The 19,809-nt window shown below is 33.0% G+C and carries 11 protein-coding genes; 1 reads left to right on the top strand and 10 read right to left on the bottom strand.

Annotated features, from left to right (window positions below; all coding sequences use genetic code 11):
* Positions 1 to 12: 12 nt before the first annotated feature.
* On the bottom strand, positions 13 to 4,512 hold the full coding sequence (gene gltB, locus G8C43_RS07605) for a glutamate synthase large subunit (protein ID WP_166005218.1): 4,500 nt from the start codon (positions 4,510 to 4,512) through the stop codon (positions 13 to 15).
* A gap of 333 nt (positions 4,513 to 4,845) precedes the next feature.
* Between gltB and tssD the strand changes: the two genes are divergently transcribed.
* Positions 4,846 to 5,232 (top strand): type VI secretion system tube protein TssD, encoded by a 387-nt coding sequence (tssD, locus tag G8C43_RS07600; RefSeq protein ID WP_105296336.1) that lies wholly within the window; start codon positions 4,846 to 4,848, stop codon positions 5,230 to 5,232.
* 246 nt (positions 5,233 to 5,478) lie between these two features.
* Here tssD and recA read toward each other — a convergent pair whose 3' ends face one another.
* The 9 genes from recA to nusA form a co-directional block, all read right to left on the bottom strand.
* Positions 5,479 to 6,501 carry a recombinase RecA gene (gene recA / locus G8C43_RS07595; protein ID WP_160542507.1) on the bottom strand — a complete coding sequence of 341 codons (1,023 nt, stop codon included), beginning with the start codon at positions 6,499 to 6,501 and terminating at the stop codon, positions 5,479 to 5,481.
* A gap of 98 nt (positions 6,502 to 6,599) precedes the next feature.
* Entirely contained in the window at positions 6,600 to 7,058 is a 459-nt protein-coding gene (bcp, locus tag G8C43_RS07590) for a thioredoxin-dependent thiol peroxidase (protein ID WP_166005216.1), read from the bottom strand.
* 213 nt (positions 7,059 to 7,271) lie between these two features.
* Positions 7,272 to 8,195 (bottom strand): GYDIA family GHMP kinase, encoded by a 924-nt coding sequence (locus G8C43_RS07585; protein WP_166005214.1) that lies wholly within the window; start codon positions 8,193 to 8,195, stop codon positions 7,272 to 7,274.
* Between the two features lie 20 nt (positions 8,196 to 8,215).
* The gene (locus G8C43_RS07580; protein ID WP_105296340.1) at positions 8,216 to 8,626 is read right to left on the bottom strand and encodes an acyl-CoA thioesterase; all 411 of its coding nucleotides are present in this window, start codon (positions 8,624 to 8,626) and stop codon (positions 8,216 to 8,218) included.
* 89 nt (positions 8,627 to 8,715) lie between these two features.
* A complete protein-coding gene (locus G8C43_RS07575; protein WP_166005212.1) occupies positions 8,716 to 10,671 on the bottom strand; it encodes a putative porin in 1,956 nt (651 codons plus the stop codon).
* Between the two features lie 208 nt (positions 10,672 to 10,879).
* The gene (locus G8C43_RS07570) at positions 10,880 to 12,295 is read right to left on the bottom strand and encodes a RagB/SusD family nutrient uptake outer membrane protein (RefSeq protein ID WP_166005210.1); all 1,416 of its coding nucleotides are present in this window, start codon (positions 12,293 to 12,295) and stop codon (positions 10,880 to 10,882) included.
* 17 nt (positions 12,296 to 12,312) lie between these two features.
* On the bottom strand, positions 12,313 to 15,384 hold the full coding sequence (locus tag G8C43_RS07565; RefSeq protein ID WP_160542512.1) for a SusC/RagA family TonB-linked outer membrane protein: 3,072 nt from the start codon (positions 15,382 to 15,384) through the stop codon (positions 12,313 to 12,315).
* A 250-nt stretch (positions 15,385 to 15,634) separates the two neighbouring features.
* Positions 15,635 to 18,493, bottom strand: a complete 2,859-nt coding sequence (gene infB / locus G8C43_RS07560; RefSeq protein ID WP_166005208.1) for a translation initiation factor IF-2 — start codon at positions 18,491 to 18,493, stop codon at positions 15,635 to 15,637.
* Positions 18,494 to 18,556: 63 nt separating this feature from the next.
* Complete coding sequence (gene nusA, locus G8C43_RS07555) at positions 18,557 to 19,792, bottom strand: transcription termination factor NusA (RefSeq protein ID WP_105296345.1); 1,236 nt, start codon at positions 19,790 to 19,792, stop codon at positions 18,557 to 18,559.
* Positions 19,793 to 19,809 lie beyond the last annotated feature (17 nt).

Below are 19,809 nucleotides of genomic sequence, written 5' to 3'. Positions count from 1 at the left end.
CCTTATAATATCTTAATAATCGTATTCTAGTTTTGAAATTTTCTCATTTATTGCGCGAATTTTTTCTTCTTGCAAAACTCTTTTATATTCTATTGGAGTAACTTTAATAAAAGAATTTACTTCGTTTATCCAATTATCCAATAACCTTTTAGCAAGTGGGCTTGAAGTGTGTTTGTAATGATTGCTAATAAGATCATTTAATTCACGTATATCGCTAATGTCTTCAATTAAGGAAAGTTCTACCATTTCCATATTGCAATAGTAATCGAAATCGCCATCCGGATTATATACATAAGCGATACCGCCACTCATACCGGCTGCAAAATTTCTTCCTGTTTTACCCAGCACTACCGTTCTTCCTCCGGTCATATATTCACAACAATGATCTCCTGCGCCTTCAACTACTGCAAGAGCTCCACTGTTTCTTACGCAAAAACGCTCTCCTACCTGACCGTTAATATATACTTCGCCTGAGGTCGCACCATATAAAAGTGTATTTCCCGCTATAATGTTGTTTTCAGGCATAAAGTTAGATGAATCGGGAGGCAACAAAATAATCTTACCGCCAGACAATCCTTTTCCCAAATAGTCATTTGCATCCCCTTTTAATGTAAAAGTGATTCCTTTGGATAAAAAAGCTCCGAAGCTTTGACCTGCAGATCCTTTAAATGTGCAATGAATGGTATTATCCGGTAATCCTTCGTTACCGTATTTTTTTGCCACTTCTCCTGACAGCATTGCTCCCACTGCTCTATCCGTATTTTGAATGGTACGTTTCAATGATACGGGCATGGATTGATCTATGGCATTGCGACAAGTGTTTATTAATTCTCTATCTAAAACTTTATCTATTTTATGATCTTGAAGTTTATTATGTTTTAAAGAATTTTTATTTTTTTCGGGATAATATAATATTCTGCTTAAATCTAATTTTTCAAATCTTGGATTTTGAAGAGTGGATTTGGACTTTAACAGATCTGTTCTTCCCACAATATCGTCTAATTTGGTAAATCCCAGTGAGGCTAAATGTTCTCGTACTTCCTCTGCTAAGAAGGTAAAGAAATTTATAAGATAATCACTTTTACCGCTAAATTTTCCCCTTAATTGCTCATTTTGAGTTGCTACTCCTACCGGACAAGTATTCAAATGACACTTTCTCATCATAACGCAGCCCAAAATAATCAAAGCACTGGTTGCAAAACCAAATTCTTCGGCTCCCAGCATTGCGGCTATGACAATATCTCTGCCTGTTTTTAATTGTCCGTCTGTTTGAAGGCGAATGTTACCTCTAAGATTATTTAACACCAATGTTTGTTGGGTTTCAGCTAATCCGATTTCCAGTGGTAATCCGGCATGTTTAATAGAGCTTAACGGACTGGCACCCGTTCCTCCGTCGCACCCGCTGATTAAAATTAAATCTGCCTTTGCTTTTGCCACTCCGGCAGCTATGGTTCCTACACCACTTTCTGAAACCAATTTTACGCTAATTATAGCTTTTGGATTCACATTTTTTAAATCATAGATTAATTGTGCCAAATCTTCAATAGAATATATATCGTGATGAGGTGGCGGTGAAATCAATGAGATACCGGGTATGGAATGTCTTGTTTTGGCTATAATTGTGTCAACTTTAAATCCGGGCAATTGTCCTCCTTCTCCCGGCTTAGCTCCTTGGGCTACTTTAATTTGAATTTCATCTGCATTTACTAAATATTCCGTTGTAACTCCAAATCTTCCTGAAGCTACTTGTTTGATCGCTGATCTAGCATTAGTTGAAAAACGTTCTTTTAGTTCTCCTCCTTCTCCTGTATTACTTTTTCCCCCGATCGTATTCATAGCAACCGCTATGGCTTCATGTGCTTCTTTACTGATGGATCCGAACGACATAGCACCTGTAACAAAACGTTTCATAATTTCTGATGCAGGCTCGACTAAATCTATATCAATGGGTTGAGATGTATAATCGATAAAATCTCTTATAAATATTTTATCCTCTTTGTTGTCTACTTCTTGAGTAAATTCTTTAAATTTATTGTAATCTCCGGTTCGTGTGGCAATCTGAAGTTTTGCGATGGTTTCCGGATTCCAAGCATGGGCTTCTCTTCCTTTTCTCCATGCATACATTCCTAAATTGTCGTATATGGTTGAATCATGTGCCCCTTCGAATGCTTCTTTAAACGATTGGATGGTATCGTATGCTATGTCTTCTAAGTCTATACCTTCTATTTTTGAAATGGTGTGACCAAAATAATCAGACAATACTTTTGAACTTATTCCGATCGCCTCAAATACTTGAGCTCCTATATAACTTTTAAGGGTAGATATTCCCATTTTAGAAAGAACTTTCAATAATCCTTTATGTATGGATTTCATGTAATTTCTTTCTGCTGTTGAAAATACCATTTGTATTTCTCCTTTTTCAACCAAATCATTCAACATGGCAAATGACAGGTATGGATTTACCGCATTGGCTCCGTATCCAAATAATAAGGCAAAATGCATAACCTCTCTCGGTTCTGCTGATTCTACCACCAAATCAATTTGCATACGTTTTCTCTTTTTAATCAAATAATGATGGACAGAAGAAACTGCTAATAATGAAGGAATGGCTATATGGTCCAGGTCAGCTTTTCTATCACTTAAAATAATATAATTGCTTCCTTTGTCCACTGCTTCTTCCGCAGTTTTACAAAGTTCTTCAATACCTTTTTTCAACCCGTAAGCATACTCATCCGGTTGATACGTAAAGGTTATAGGAATTACTGTCGATTTAAATCCTTTATACTCTAAATTTTCGAGCAGATCCAATTCTTTATTGGTTATAATGGGATAGGCCAGTCCAACCATTTTACAATGTTCGGGCATGGGCTCTAATATATTTTTATGTAAAGAACCTATATATCCGGCTAGGGACATTACTAATTCTTCTCTTATGGGATCAATGGGTGGATTGGTTACCTGCGCAAAATGTTGCCTGAAATAGGAAAATAAACGATTGGGTTCTTTGGATAATATTGCCAAAGGAGTATCGTTTCCCATAGAGCCCACCGGTTCTTTTCCGTCCTTCGCCATCGGAATTAATAGTTTCTCTATATCTTCACGATAATATCCATATGCTGATAACATGACATCCAAATTCGGAACTTCATATTTCACGCTTCTTCCCGAAGATATATCATCTAAAGAAATTCTGTTTTTATCTAACCATTGTTTATACGGATAAGCATTTGCTAATTCTTCTTTTAATTCTTTATCATACTGAACACTACCATTTACAGTATCAATTAATACCATTTTTCCTGGTTTTAATCTTCCTTTTTCCCTGATTTCTGAGGGATCAAAGGTAACTACTCCTGTTTCTGAAGCTACTACCATCATATCATGATGGGTAATGAGATATCGTGCGGGACGTAATCCATTTCTATCCAACAATCCCCCGGCATATCGCCCGTCACTGAATAAAATGGTCGCCGGTCCGTCCCACGGTTCCATAAGAATGCTGTGGTATTCATAGAAGGCTTTCAGTTCGGATGAGATCGGATTTTTATCATTCCATGATTCCGGAACCATCATGGCCAATGCATGGGGCAAGGACTTGCCAGACATTACTAAAAATTCTAATACATTATCAAAAGATGAACTGTCGCTCATTCCCTGCTGCACAATCGGCCATATATCTTCTATATTTCCTATTTTTTCTGATTTTAAAACGCTTTCACGTGCTTCCATCCACAACCTGTTTCCTTTGATGGTGTTGATTTCACCGTTATGCCCGACTAAACGAAAAGGCTGAGCTAAATCCCAGGTTGGAAAAGTATTGGTACTGAACCTTGAATGAACTAAAGCAATAGCACTGGTAAAATTAGGATGTAATAAGTCAGGAAAATAATGTCTTAGTTGTAAAGATGTCAACATTCCTTTATATACAATGGTTTTGGTTGACAAACTTACTATGTAACACCCGCGCTTATTTTTTATATCTGATTCTAATAATGCTTTTTCAAATTTTTTTCTAAGTAAATACAGTTTCAGTTCTAATACTTCTTGTGAATATTCTTCTCCTTTTATGAATATCTGCTTTATAATCGGCTCATTTGCCATTGATATTTCTCCAAGTATATCACTATTAACAGGTACATCCCGCAAGGCTAAAAAACTTAATCCTTCTTTTTTGATTAATTCGGACAGTAATTCAAATGCCTTTTTTTCTTCTTCTTTTTCTTTAGGGAAAAATAACAACCCGCTCCCATATCTGCCCTTTTCCGGAACTGCTATTCCTTGAAGAAGAACAAATTCATGAGGTATTTGCACCATAATTCCGGCTCCATCTCCGGTTTTATTATCGGCGCTTTCAGCTCCTCTGTGGGTCATATTTTCTAAAACTTGAAGTCCGTTTTCAACAATTGAATGGGATCTGACACCTTTGGTGTGGACTATCATACCTACTCCACACGCGTCATGCTCAAATTCCGGATCATATAATCCTTTTTTACAGTATTCACTTTTCCACATAATTTTTACTCAGAATTTTTTAAGTTATAAAAGTAATAATTATAAATATAAATTATTGCATAAATTGCATTATAATTTGTTATTAATAAATTATAAACATAAATTATCTAGTATTTTATACCTTAAAACGCATAGGAAGATTCGATATTATCAATTGATTTTTGAAAAATTAATATCCATCGGAGTTTTTTACTGAAAATAAGATATATTAATATTTTTATATTTTACAATTAATTTAACATTAATTTAAAAATAAGACAACTTTCATGTACTATATTTGCGTTATAAATTCAATTAACACAATTTTATTAAGATAATCGTAAAACAATCACTATGTCATTTAAAGCGAAATTAGAAGTAGAAGGGAAATCATATAATGTTTTGAATATTAATTACTCTTTAGCTCAGGAAACAGATCCGACCGGTCGCCCTTCTTCTCAAACCAGAGGGGGAAGGATTGAAGTTTCAATTGAATCTACCGGTGAAACTGATATTTTTGAGTGGATGACAAATAGCTTTGAAAGAAAAGATGGTAAAATAGTATTCATTAAAAGAGACAACAATTCTACTTTAAAAGAATTATATTTTTTTGATGGATATGTTGTGAAATATAAAGAAAATTTTGATTCTTACGGTAAATCTCCTCTTACGGAAACTTTTACTATTTCTGCTAAGAGTATTAAAATGGGAACCGGAGAGCATATTAATGAATGGATTTAAGATTAAAAATCTTTTAATCGGAATTAATAACTGAATTATCGGTTTAAATTAAATTTACACATATTGTATGGTATTTTTATTTAATTAAAAAATTCTATTATCCGTTTTGGTAAGATTTGTAAAGTGGTTTCGGATATTAAGTTTCTAATTTAAAAAATACTTTATTCTTATAAAAAAATAAAACGATGAATTTCAAGAAATTCATCGTTTTTTTATGAGTGTTATAATTAATAACTATTTTACATATTATTGTTCCGCCAATTTTTCTTTAATGCGGGTTTCAATTTCCTCTAATAGTTCCGGATTATCTTTTAATAACTGCTTAACAGAATCTCTTCCTTGTCCAAGTTTTGTATCTTGATAGCTGAACCAGGATCCGGATTTTCCGACAATTCCCATTTCAACTCCTAAATCCAGGACTTCTCCAACTTTGGAAATTCCTTCTCCGTACATAATATCGAATTCTGTTTGACGGAATGGTGGGGCTACTTTATTCTTAACTACTTTTACTTTCACTCTGCTTCCTATTGCATTATCACCATCCTTGATCGGTGAGCCTGATTTACGTATATCAATTCGGACTGAAGCATAGAATTTTAATGCATTTCCTCCGGTAGTTGTTTCCGGGTTTCCAAACATTACTCCAATTTTTTCTCTAAGCTGATTGATAAATATTACGGTACATTTAGTTTTACTAATGGTAGCGGTTAGTTTTCTAAGAGCCTGAGACATTAGTCGTGCATGAAGACCCATTTTAGAATCTCCCATTTCTCCTTCTATTTCTGCTCGAGGAGTTAATGCTGCTACTGAATCGATAACTACAATGTCAATAGCACCTGATCGAATCAGATTATCGGCGATTTCCAATGCTTGTTCTCCATCGTCCGGCTGAGAAATAATCAGATCGTCCAAATTGATGCCCAGACGTTGAGCATAGGTTGGATCGAATGCGTGTTCTGCATCAATGAATGCTGCTATTCCTCCTTTTTTCTGAGCTTCTGCTATTGCGTGTAACGTAAGTGTTGTTTTACCCGATGATTCCGGACCAAATATTTCAATAATTCTTCCTCGTGGATAGCCTCCGACCCCTAAAGCCAAATCCAAACCGAAAGATCCGGTAGGAATGGTGTCTACTTCTTCAACAGGCTTATCTCCCATTCGCATGACTGATCCTTTACCATAGGTCTTGTCTAATTTGTCTAAAATTAGATTCAACGCCTTCTTCTTTGCTTCTGAATTGTTTGCGTCTTTGCTTTCTTTTTCTGCCATTATTTGTTTTACTTTTTATATATATTTAATTTTTCAATTGTTTTAATCCTTTAAAATATTCGTTGTTTACGAAATATCTAAGTTAACTAATGTTTATCTTAAAGATTCATAGTTTTAAGGATTTGCTCTGCATGATTCTTTGTTTTTACTTTGGTAATAATTTTTTTAATTATTCCATTTTCATCAACTATATAGGTATATCGTAAGATGCCTTCGTATTCTTTTCCCAAAAATTTTTTCTTACCCCATGCTCCAAATGATTCTATTATTTTTTTATCAACGTCTGCTATAAGCGGAAAAGGAAATGAATATTTATCATGAAATGATTTTTGTTTATCTACTGAATCTTTACTTATTCCTATGATTTGATAGCCTTCTTTTTGAAGAGTTGCATAATTATCTCTAAGATTACATCCTTCAGCTGAACAACCCGGAGTATTTGCTTTGGGATAAAAATATATGATAAGTTTTTTTCCTTTAAAATCTGAATATTTAATTATTTTTCCTTCTTGGTCAAGTCCTTCAAAATCAGGAATCTTATCCCCTATTTTTAACATCGTTTTGGGTTTAAACTTTTGGTTATGTAAAGATATTCATAAAAAATATAAGTATCAATTTTTTCAAAACTCTAAATTACATATCCTTACCAACCACCAACCTAAGCAATTATATATCAAACCATTAAGCAACCAAATAATTCTCAGCTATAAATTTTCCATTTCTTTCAATTAAGTGTAAGTAAATTTCATGAAATACTGAAATTTTAAATGTTATAGTATAAGATCCTTGTAACTTTTGATTACTTCATATCCTTTGTTTTGAAAATAGGTTTCCGAACATTCTAATTTTTCGGCCATAATAAAATCTCCTCCCCAAGCTCCCAGACTCTTAACAAACCCCGGATAATCACTGAATAAAACTTTTTTTACTGTATCTATATTGATAAACTCTGAAATCAATTGTTCATGTTCTGAAATAAGAATCCTAAATTGATTAAAGGTAATTTTTGGGTCAATAATTTCTCGGGTTATATTTGAAATGGCATCTATGAGATGTTCCGACTTCGTTTTTTGTTTATAATGCTGTATTCCTTCTCTTGAATTTTGTTTTTGATTCAAATAAATAAATAAAAGATTTTCCGTTATTGCGGAAGATATTTCTACCTTTTCAATTTTCTTTACTTCATTTTCTTTTAGTTGATAGGTAATAGGTGTATGGGCTTCGGCACAGGCTATATCATAACCGCTTCCTCCAAAAGTTTTTTCTAATAATTTATAGGGATTTACTTTTGTCCATTGTGCTATATTATTGATTAAGGTTGAACTGGTTCCTAAGCCCCAATTTTCGGGAAAGTCCAACCGAGTTATACATTCGTATCCTACTTTATTTTCAAATTTCGTGCTTCCTAATTTTTGTATTTCTTGGAAAATATGGAGTAATTGTTTTGAAAAATTTAAATTCGTCGTTTCATCGATTTTATTGCTGTTGATATCTAAAACGGTTTTAAACCATAATTTTCCATCACTTTTATAGGCAGTCCATACCAATTTATTAGAAAATTCTTGAGTTTGGTGTATTTGAAGAGATTGTCCTAATCGAGTGGGTACGGCTAAACTTACGGCACCATCCAGTACCGTATATTCTCCGGTTAAAAGTAATTTTCCGTTACTTTTAAATTTTTGTAAAATACTCAAATTATGAGAGTTTATTCTGTTTATTTTTGAAGATATTTAGCAAATGATTCATCTAATAGCGCCGGCATACTTACACGTCCATTAACTACACTTACTACTTCTGCTTTTGCTTCAGAACATACTTTGTTGTCGGACTTGCGTATAATTTTTTGATTAAATATATAACGGATTCCTTCTTTTTCCAATGAATCTATGGTACATAAAAATTTTTCTCCTCCTTTTAGTGAACTCATATAGCGTACATGAATGCTTATTAATACTAAATCGATTCCTTTTTGGTGTAAATCATAGAAATCAAGCCCATTATGTTCTAGAAATTCATGACGGCCTACTTCATAATAGTGTTGATAATTTGCATTGTTTACGATGCCTTGTGCATCACATTCATAATCTCGTACTTTTAAATCGATTTCAAAAAGAGGAGTATTCATAATTTAATTTTTTATACGTAATAGTAAACTCTAATTTATGAAAAATTTCGCTTATAAAAAAGGAATTGTAAGATTTTTATTCATGGTTTTTAGGTGAATATATACCAGAGTATTCCTATATTTAAACGAAAATCTGTATATGGATTGAGAGGTGAACTGTAGAATTTGTAACCACTAAAACTGGAGTTAAAATGTTGCCCTTCCAGTATAATCAACATTCTCTTGACTTTAAAATGCAGAAATAAATCTAATACGGGATATTCTCCGATATTATAATTTTCTGTTTTTGATTGTAATCTAAACTCGTTGGTTACCGGTAAAAAGAGTCTGGATTGAAATTTATTAAAGTAATAAGCATTTAACCCTAATTGGAATTCTGCATTATTTTTAAATGCTTTTGATTGGTAATAAATGGTTGCTCTACCAATGAAATCCGGCAAGGGTAAGAGTTGTTTATTACCGGTAACATTTTGATAAGCTAAATTAGTTTCCAAATGGAATTTTTTATATTGAAAACTGTTTTTCAAACCTACTTGTACTACATCCACTGAAGAACCGGCTTGTTTAGGAAGATAATCACTATCTAAATAGGTATAATTTTTTATATTATAAAATTGTGTAAAAACTCTTGTATTATAAGGTTTTATATGTAATTCTCCTCCCGCTTGAACTGTTCTTTCTTTTTTCGGGTCATCCATAAAATAATTCATGGATTTATAAAAACTTTGATTATACAGCAAGTTTAATGACGGTATCTGAGATTTAACTCCTACATTAGCTTCTAAATAATAATCTTTTAAAGGACTGACTATTAAATGATTGTCTAAGTAATACGAATTTTTAAATTCATCTCCCGTCATTGCCTCTCCTTGTGATTTTAAAACAATTTCTTTCTTCCAGTTAAATGCAAGTTTTCCGGCTATTCCCACTCGATTGTCTTTAAGATTTTTAGGAAAGGAAATACTTGGATCTACTATTCGGTCAAAATTAAATTCTAAATGTTCATATTTAAGTCCTGTTTCCAAATGTAATTTATCGCTCCAATCAAAAACTGCCATGGATTGATTGGTAATCTTTCTAAGTTTTTTGGTGTTGTAATGACTTTTCAAATTGTCTACATCAAAAATACCTTGTTTATCTGAAAAATAGGTATTTAGATTTTTAAATTCTTCATAGGTAAAGTGGGAAGATTCTGCCGAAAAAATATTTTTTATAGATAACGGATAGGTGTTATGTCCCGAATTAAGTATTCCTAATTGTTGACCGACATAAAATCTTCTTCTTCCATATTTTGATTGCGCTCCTGTAAGGTTTACTTCCATTCGGTCCCGATCTTTAAATCGGCTGTCTCCATCTTCGAAATTTTTTGGAAATTGAATTCCTCCGTTTTCTTCATCGTCTACATTAGCTGTTATATAGTGAGTCCACAAATTATATTTTTGATTTTTGGTATGATAGGCAAGTGTGAATAAAAGTGAATTATTGGAAGCTAATTGTTCTAAATATTTTCCTTCTGAACGTAATCCTCTGTATTGTATGGAATAATTTAGCCTTGAATTGATATTATGTGTAAATAAACTTGATAATGAATGGCCTTGTTTATATCCATTGTTGTATTGGAATTCGGTCATCGGGGTCTGAACATCAAAATATCTTACTTCATCAGCTTCTATTAGGTTAAAAGATTTTCCCGTAGGAATTAAATCTATTCCTGAGTTAATTTTAGTTGAAAATAATAAAGGATTAAAAGTATGTCCTATATTGGAAAACGGCATGGCGCCAAAACTATCTTTGTGATTGTACATTCTATTGCTATAGTATTTATCTATAGTTAAAATGGTATCAAAGATTTTTTTCGGATGGTCTTCCGTCCAATATTTATAGGATTGTATGGTTGGGTTATAAATTTTAATTGAATCAGAAGAGATAGTTTTACTGTTTGTTACAGGCATTTCGTTTGTGTTCCCTTCTGAAACCTGAGCAAAAGAAAATATTGAAACTATGCTTGAAAATAAACAGATAAAATATATTCTAATTCTACTCATGTACGTAAACAATATGCAAATATAAAAATAAAAAAACGGCAAAAAAACCGACTGTTTACTCTATATGTTATATTATTCTTAATATCTGTTAAAATAATGCCGAATATCATTATTTACGTTCTGTATTTAAAATTATTTTGGTGTTTATTAAAATGCTATCTATAAAAAAACCACCTTAAATAAGGTGGTTTTTTGTGTATATAATCTATTAATACCCTTTATTTTGTTGATCTTTGTTCATTCCGGCATTATTATCTATTTCGGATTGCGGTATCGGAAAAGCTAATCTGAAGTCTCCAACTGGGAAAGTAATATCTTGTTCTCCTGTTAAGTCTATTCTTGTTAAGGTTTTATTCCATCTTAACAAATCCCAAACCCTGAATCCTTCTCCTACTAATTCTTTTCTTCTCTCTTCTTTTACATCATCCATGGTTATTGTTGTTAATGGAGTAATTCCTCTTTGAGCTCTAATGCCGTTTACTAATTCTAAGGCTTCAGCAGTAGAACCTCCTCCTCCCATTAATATGGCTTCTGCCTGATTTAAGGCTATTTCTTCATATCTAACTAACTTTTGATTTGATTCTCCTGTTAATAACGGATATTTACCTTCAATATAGGTTGCATTTTTGGATGAATTTTGACGCAACATTCCGGTTTTGTCTTTACTATCTTTTTTGATTTTAGCTCTGATATCTTCAGGGTCGTATGCTGCAACTAAACTTGGGTTTAATCGGGTATTGGCATATCCTTCTGATGAAAAAATATAACCTACACTTGAAGTACCAATAGCCCCTGCAACGCCATAAGCTAATTCAAATATTGAGTTAAGCCCTTCTATTCTCCAACTGGTTACATATAAACCTTTGTCAATTGGTGCATATTGAGCCGTAACTTCACCGGCATATTTATATACATTAGTATAGTCTTCTTTGTATAAATAGTATCTCGACATTAATCCGGCTATCGCTCCTTTAGTTAATTTTTGTTTAACATCAATGTTATATACTGATTTTTCATAGGCTTGTTGAAAATCAGATTCGATTTGAGCATAACATTCATCTAAGGTTGCTCTTGATACAGCGAATGTTGCCGGGTTGGTTGTATTATCTAAAATTAAGGGAACACCTAAATTTTTGTCTTGTGTATATTTTTGTCCAAACAATTTTATGAGATCGAAATATGCCCAAGCTCGGATTGCATAGGCTTGTGATTTAATTTCGTCAATTTTTTCTTCCGGAGTTCCATCTGTTATAGTTGCGTTTATGACGATATTTGCATTGGATATTACTCGATAGATTCTTTTCCATGTTTCACTTGCATAACTGTCGGTTGCATTCATGGTAAATTGAGAAACTGTCTGATATCTTCCGGAAGAGCCTGTTGAGAACATTTCATCACTTCCTCTAACTTCTCCGAAAACTACATAATTACATCCGTAATAATATTGGGATCTCATTAAGGCATAAGTTCCGTTCATAAATGTTTCCAGCTGACCCAAAGTAGTAATGGGCGTTTCATCTATTACATCGGTTTGTTGCAATTGCGGGTCTGTAAAATCATCTGAGCATGATACGGTTGAAATTAATGATGATAAAACAGTTGCTAATAATATAATCTTTTTCATGGTTATCTTCTTAATTTTTAAAATCCAACATTAACTCCAACAGTAAATGTTTTTAATATAGGTTGTTCAAAGTTACTTCCTCCTCCATTGACATTTTGTTCAGGTTCTATTTTCAGATGCCTTACTTTACTGTCAAAACAATAGGTCCAAATATTGGTTCCTCGTAGATATATTTTAAGGTTAGTTAATCCTATATCATCTAATACTGATTTTGAAAAAGTATATCCGATGGTTAAGTCTCTTAATCTGATGAAATCGCCATCATATAAAAATCTGGTTGATGAATAGTTGGATTTTGAAGAATTGGTAAGTATTGGTTTTGGATTCGAAGCATGAGGATTATCCGGCGTCCAGAAATCGCCTTGTTCTTCATATCCTCCATATATATGTATATATTGTCCGTCACTGGTAGTGTAATTTCTCCATCCATCATATATTTTATGTCCGAAATTACCACTGAAGGTTGCAGATAAAGATATTCTTTTATAAGATAGATCTGTTGAAAGCCCTGCCATGTATTTTGGAAGTGTAGTTCCTTGAACGGCTCTTTCTGCTTTATTATAATCGGTAGTTACTTCTCCTCCTTTTCCATTTACATACCATTGTCCTTCTCCTGTAGTAGGGTTAACTCCCGCCCATTTCCTCATATACCAACTTTTTACGGCTTCTCCTTTTCTAACAATATTTACTCCTGTGATGGATTCACCTAACGGAAGATTTGTTACTTCATTTTTTACGTAAGTGAAATTACCGGATAGATACCAGTTGAACCCGTCAGGGGTATCTGATTTGATTATTGTTCCTCCTAAATCTAATTCAATCCCTTTGTTTACCATATCTCCGGCATTAACTAATACAGTAGAGAATCCTGTGGTTAATGATATACCTTTAGGGAATATTAAATCTTTTGTCTTTTTGTGAAAGTATGAAGCTGAAAAATTCAATCTGTGATTAAAAAATTCTGTTTCGAAACCTGCATCAAACTGTCTGATTTTTTCCCAAGTGAAATCTTTATATCCTAATTGATAGATATATCCTCCCGCAGCATCATTATAATTTAAATCATATCCATATTGTGCAAATGAATTTAAATCGTCATATAGTAATTGATTTCCTAATTCTCCATATGATGCTTTGATTTTTAACAAATCAATGGATGATCCGATTAAAAATCTTTCATTGGAAATATCATAAGCCGCTCCTACAGACCAGAATGTCCCCCATTTATTACCTGAACCAAAGTTATTTAATGCTTCTCTTCTTATCGTTCCGTCCAGAAAATACTTTTTACTGTAATCGTAACTTACATTCGCTGCATATGCATTTCTTGTAGCGATATAGCCATTTCCGGTGGTTTCTTCATTTTTAACAAAATTATCTGTAGAATATAACCCCAGTCTTCCTAATGTAGTATTTGAAGTGCTTAAGTATTTATAGTCTTTTTTATAAGCTTCTTGTATAATTCGTGTATCAAAGTGATGGTTTTCTCCTACTGTGAAAAAGTAATTTAAAATATTCTGAACATTCCAGTTAAAATATCGCACTCTTTCATTAATCATTCTTCCGTTTGTATTAGCTCCGTCTCCATGAATTGGATTATCATATTTATCTCTTTCCATGTTTATATACTCCGGTGCAAAATTTATCACATACCTTAAATTATTAATAATCTTGTACTCACCTTGTATATTAGCAAAAACTCTGGCTGTTTTAGTGGTTATGTAGTTATTTTCCAATAAATACGCGGCATTAAACATACCGTTAAACATTCTTCCGCCTTCTCCTAAATTGTAACTTCCATCCGGATTTTTAGCAGGGTCAGTTGGCAGCATAAAATATTTAGTTAATAACGGATTTGAAAAATATCCTCCGTTTAAAACACTATTTTGTTTGGTATAAGCCGCATTGATATCTGTACGGATGGTTAATTGATCTGTAGCTTTATAATCAGTTGCTAATCTCCCACTAACTCTATCAAAGTCTGTACTTCTTACAGTACCTTCTTGTGAGAAATAATTAAGAGAGGAAGCATATTTTAATTTATCTGAACCTCCGGTTACTCCAATATTTAGGCTGTTTTGAGAGGTATAATCTCTTTCCACAAGTTTAGTCCAATCAGGAACCTCAGTTTTACCATCCCATAACGGCAAAGTGGTTTCTTTTGGAGCCAATTCATTGTTTATATAATCGATGGCTTCTTGTTCTGTTAAATTTCTTTTATTTTTAACCGCTTCTGTTAAAACTCTGTTCCATGTTCCCGGAGTGATTGATTTTGGGCCTTTTACCGCTTTTTTTCCAAAACCTCTTTCCAGGTCAACTGAAAATTTAGCTTTCCCGTTTTTTCCTTTTTTGGTAGTTATCACAATAACCCCCGCTCCTGCATCAGCACCATACAAAGAGGTAGCTGCTGCATCTTTTAAGACTGTATAGGATTCTATATCATTGGGATTTATGGTTGCTAAAACATTCGTTGAAGGGTCTGTTTCGGATTTGTTACGATTATTGGTTAAATTACCTGAAGAAATTCTTACCCCGTCAATGATGTAAATCGGATTGTTATTTCCGTTCACAGAGGTAACTCCTCTCAATCTTATTTGTGCAAGTCCACCCGGCTGACCTGTAGAGGAGTTTACTGATAAACCTGAAACTCTTCCTGCTAAGGCTTTATCAAATGATGCAATCGGGGCATTTGATATGTCAGATCCTTTTACCACAGATGCTGTTCCTACCACATCTTTAGCATCTCTTATTCTACCGAATCCTAAAACAACTACTTCTTCAATTTCCTTTTCGTCTTTTTTCTCGATTTTTTTAGAAAATTTAAATGCTAAATCATCTTTTGCTATTACTTCTTCAGATTCTTCTTCTAAATTCGTAATTACTAAAACATCCCCAACTTTTCCTGCTGATAATTCAAAATTACCGTCATCATCGGTTCTTGTAAAAGTATTCGTTCCCTTAATTTCGACCTTTGCTCCTATGGCAGGTTCACCATCAGCCTCTTGTACATTTCCTTTAATTTGCCCAAAAGCAAATTGACCGGATAAGCACAATCCTAGCACACTTAAAATTTTAAGTTCTTTCCTCATACAATAATATATACTTAGTTAAACAACAAAATTCTAACATTTTTTTAATATATCCAAAAATAATATTAAATTATCTTAAAATAATAGCTATTTGTTATAAATATAGTTAAATTATTACATATATATTAAATAATGAAAAAATTATACTTAATTCTTTGAAAGAACACTATAATATAAGATGGTTGGGAAATAAAAAAAGCTGTATGAAATTTCATACAGCTTTTATATTAGTTATGTATAATTTTAAAATTTAAATCTTCAATTTTTTCTTAACTTCTACTTCTTCGTATACTTCCAATAAATCACCTATCTGAATATCATTATAATTCTTAATATTCAATCCACATTCGTATCCTTTGCTTACTTCTTTTACATCATCTTTAAATCTTTTTAAGCTTTCAAGCTCACCGGTATATACTACTATACCTTCTCTAATGATACGAATTTTAGAGTTTCTGTTAATAGTTCCATCTAAAACCATACATCCGGCAATAGTACCCACTTTGGAAATTTTAAAGGTTTCTCTGATTTCAACATTTCCAATAATTTGTTCTCTGATTTCAGGAGAAAGCATACCTTCCATAGCTTCTTTAACATCGTTAATTACGTCGTAGATAATGGAATAGGTTCTAATTTCGATTTCTTCTCTTTCTGCTAATTCTCTGGCACTTTGGTTTGGACGAATGTTAAATCCAATTAATATGGCATCTGAAGCTGCTGCTAATAAGATATCAGACTCTGTAATCTGTCCAACTCCTTTGTGGATGATATTGATTTGTATCTGATCATTAGATAATTTTTGTAAAGAATCTGTTAGTGCTTCTACTGAACCATCTACATCTCCTTTTAGGATAATGTTTAATTCTTTAAAATCACCTAACGCAATTCTTCTTCCAATTTCATCTAAGGTGATATGTTTTTGAGTTCTTATGGATTGTTCTCTGATTAATTGCTCTCGTTTGTTAGCAATTTGTTTTGCTTCTTTCTCATCCTCAAATACCCTAAATTTGTCCCCTGCAGTTGGCGCTCCATCTAAACCTAAAACCGTAACGGGAACTGATGGACCTGCTTCTTTCATTGGTTTTCCCCTTTCATCCATCATAGCTCTTACTTTACCGTGATTTTTTCCCGCTAAAATGTAGTCTCCAACTCGTAAAGTCCCATTTTGTACTAATATGGTTGATACATAACCTCTTCCTTTATCTAAGGCTGCTTCAATAACCACTCCATTAGATAATCGGTTAGGGTTGGCTTTTAATTCCAATATTTCAGCTTCTAATAATACTTTTTCAAGCAGAATATCAACATTGGTTCCAAACTTAGCGGAAATTTCTTGGGATTGAATATTACCTCCCCAATCTTCTACTAATAAGTTCATTTGCGATAATTCTTCCTTGATTTTATCAGGGTTGGAATTAGGCTTATCAATTTTATTAATTGCAAATATCATAGGAACTCCCGCTGCTTGAGCGTGACTGATTGCTTCTTTGGTTTGAGGCATCACATTATCATCTGCTGCAACTACGATAATTGCTAAATCGGTTACTTGAGCACCCCTTGCACGCATGGCGGTAAAGGCTTCGTGTCCGGGAGTATCTAAAAATGTGATTTTTTGCCCATTGGAAAGCTTAACATTATAAGCCCCTATATGTTGTGTAATCCCTCCGGATTCACCGGCAATTACATTGGTATTTCTTATATAATCCAGCAAAGAAGTTTTTCCGTGGTCCACATGTCCCATCACTGTAACGATTGGAGCTCTTGTAACCAAATCTTCTTCTTTATCTTGTTCTTCTTCAATAGCAGAATCATCTACTTCAGAATCGGTAAATTCAATTTTATAACCAAACTCATCGGCTACCAATACCATGGTATCAGCATCTAACCGTTGATTCATGGTTACCATAACACCTAAAGAAAAACATGCAGAAATAATTTCAGTTGCTGCAACATTCATTAGACTCGCCAACTCGTTAACAGTGATAAACTCAGTTACTTTTAGGGTGTTATCTTTTCTTTCTTGTTCGTGTAATTCAGCTTCTTGCTCTCTTCTTTGAATTCTTTTATCTCTTCTGAATTTTGAACTTTTAGATTTTCCTCCTTTGGAGGTTAATTTTTCTAAGGTTTCTTTTATTTGATTTTTTACTTGTTCATCCGTTAATTCTGCCGGACGAACATTTCTGTTTCCTCCGCCTGAATTTGGACGTCTGTTTCCTCCGCCTTTTTTAAAGTTTTTATTTTGTCCTTGACCTGATCCGCCCTTTTTATCTCCGTTGTTGTTTATTGATTTAGCAACCGCATTTACATCAACTTTAGAGTCTTTAACAATTCTTTTTCTTTTCTTTTTCTCAGAATTTGAATTTTCTTTATTGACTTTTTTAGGTTTTTGAAATTGTGTTAAATCAATCTTTTGACCTGTAATTTTAGGTCCGTCCAACTTTTGGTATTGGGTTTCTAACTTTTCAGGTTCTTCGTCTTGTGATTTTTTTTCATTCTCCTCAACTACCGGTGGAGAAGAAACGACCTGTGGTTTTTCTGATTTTTTTTCTTCTTTGATTTCCTGTTTCGGCTGCTCTTCTGCATTTTTCTCTTTCTGTTTTTTAACCGGATGTGTAGGTTCCTTAGCTCTTTGTAGGTCTTCAGGAGATATTTTTCCAACTATTTTAATACCCGATTTTTTTTCTTCTACAGGTTTAGCTTCTTTTTGCTCAACATTTTGAGAGGAAGTTACTTTTTCTTCTTCTTTTTCTTCTTCTTTTTCTTTCTCTTTTCTAAAATCTTTTTTAGTCTTTCTATGAGCATCTAGGTCTATTTTACCTATTGTTTTAGGTGCAGCTATTTCATCGGCTTTAACCTTAAATATTTCCGGTTGCTCCACCTTCTCTTCCTTTCTTCTTTCCGGAATTTTGTTTATGACCACATCTAAAGACGCATCTTTTTTCATTTTATCTTCTGAGAATTCAGTAACTAAGAGCTGATACGCTTTTTGATCTAACTTTACGTTAGGGTTTTTCTCAATCCCGACATTTTGAGAATGTAAATATTCTACTGCTCTGTCAAGAGAGATATTAAGGTCTTTTAATACTTTACTTAATCGAATACCCGACATATTATACTTTGTTGTTATTCTATTTTTTTTACAAATATGATAATTTATTGAAAGAAATTTACATTATTCTTCAAATTCTTCTTTTAAAATACGGATCACATCTATAATGGTTTCTTCTTCTAAATCCGTAAGTTCTAATAAATCATTTACATCTTTTTCTAATACAGATCGTGCTGTATCTAATCCTACTTTTTTCAATTCTTCAATAACCCAGCTTTCTATTTCATCGGAAAATTCTGTCAATTCAATATCTTCTTCTTCCGGCTCATCTCTTCGTACATCAATCTCATATCCTGTTAACCAACTAGCTAATTTAATATTTTGTCCTCCTTTACCTATCGCTTTAGATACTTCTTCCGGTCTTAAGAAAACTACTGCATGTTTGTTTTCTTCGTCTAGTTCCATGGAAGATACTTTTGCGGGACTTAACGCTCTTTGGATAAATAATTGCTGATTGTTGGTATAACTGATTACATCTATATTTTCATTTCTTAATTCTCTTACAATTGAATGGATTCTAGAACCTTTCATACCGACACATGCTCCCACCGGATCTATTCTGTCATCATAAGATTCTACTGCTACTTTGGCTTTTTCTCCCGGTATACGAACTGTTTTCTTAATGGTAATTAATCCATCATATATTTCAGGAATCTCAAATTCAAACAGTTTTTCCAAAAATTTAGGTGAAGTTCTTGAAAGGATAATTAATGGTTTTCCTCCTTTAAAGCCTACTTCTTCTACCACGGCTTTTACGGTTTCTCCTTTTCTGAAGAAATCGGATGGTATTTGATTTTCTTTGGGAAGTATCATGTCATTTTGATCTTCATCCATTAAGATAACCTGCTTATGACGAATATAATGGACTTCTCCGCTTACAATTTCTCCTTCTATTGATTTGAATTTTTCATATAAATTAGAGTTATCGTATTCGGCTATTTTTGTGTTCAATACTTGTTTGAATGCAAGAATATTTCTTCTTCCTAATTCGTTTAATTCAATCTTTTGGGTATATTCTTCTCCAACTTCAAAACTTGGATCAATTTTTCTAACTTCACTGATTTCTATTTCTAACAAATCATCTTCAGACATTTCATCTTCAACGATTTTTCTATTTAAATATATCTCCAAGTCCCCTTTATCCGGGTTAACAATAACATCAAAATGATCATCTGAACCATATCTCTTTCTTAAAACGGTTTTCATTGATTCTTCAACGATTGCCATTAAAGTAATTCTATCTATATTTTTCTCGTCTTTAAAATCTGCAAATGATTCTATTAACTCTATACTATCCATCGGTCCGTTCTAATTTA

The sequence above is a fragment of the Apibacter sp. B2966 genome (genome assembly GCF_011082485.1).
Classification (GTDB): Bacteria; Bacteroidota; Bacteroidia; order Flavobacteriales; family Weeksellaceae; genus Apibacter.
Note: the sequence above shows the minus strand (reverse complement) of the source record. Positions and strands in the feature narration are given on the sequence as shown.

Bases quoted from the DNA above. Each gene is read 5' to 3' on its own strand.
- bcp (WP_166005216.1), bottom strand. From the start codon at position 7,058: ATGTTAAAAATAGGGGATAAGATTCCTGATTTTGAAGGACTTGACCAA.
- G8C43_RS07565 (WP_160542512.1), bottom strand. From the start codon at position 15,384: ATGAGGAAAGAACTTAAAATTTTAAGTGTGCTAGGATTGTGCTTATCC.
- nusA (WP_105296345.1), bottom strand. From the start codon at position 19,792: ATGGATAGTATAGAGTTAATAGAATCATTTGCAGATTTTAAAGACGAG.
- gltB (WP_166005218.1), bottom strand. From the start codon at position 4,512: ATGTGGAAAAGTGAATACTGTAAAAAAGGATTATATGATCCGGAATTT.
- tssD (WP_105296336.1), top strand. From the start codon at position 4,846: ATGTCATTTAAAGCGAAATTAGAAGTAGAAGGGAAATCATATAATGTT.
- G8C43_RS07570 (WP_166005210.1), bottom strand. From the start codon at position 12,295: ATGAAAAAGATTATATTATTAGCAACTGTTTTATCATCATTAATTTCA.
- infB (WP_166005208.1), bottom strand. From the start codon at position 18,493: ATGTCGGGTATTCGATTAAGTAAAGTATTAAAAGACCTTAATATCTCT.
- G8C43_RS07580 (WP_105296340.1), bottom strand. From the start codon at position 8,626: ATGAATACTCCTCTTTTTGAAATCGATTTAAAAGTACGAGATTATGAA.
- G8C43_RS07575 (WP_166005212.1), bottom strand. From the start codon at position 10,671: ATGAGTAGAATTAGAATATATTTTATCTGTTTATTTTCAAGCATAGTT.
- recA (WP_160542507.1), bottom strand. From the start codon at position 6,501: ATGGCAGAAAAAGAAAGCAAAGACGCAAACAATTCAGAAGCAAAGAAG.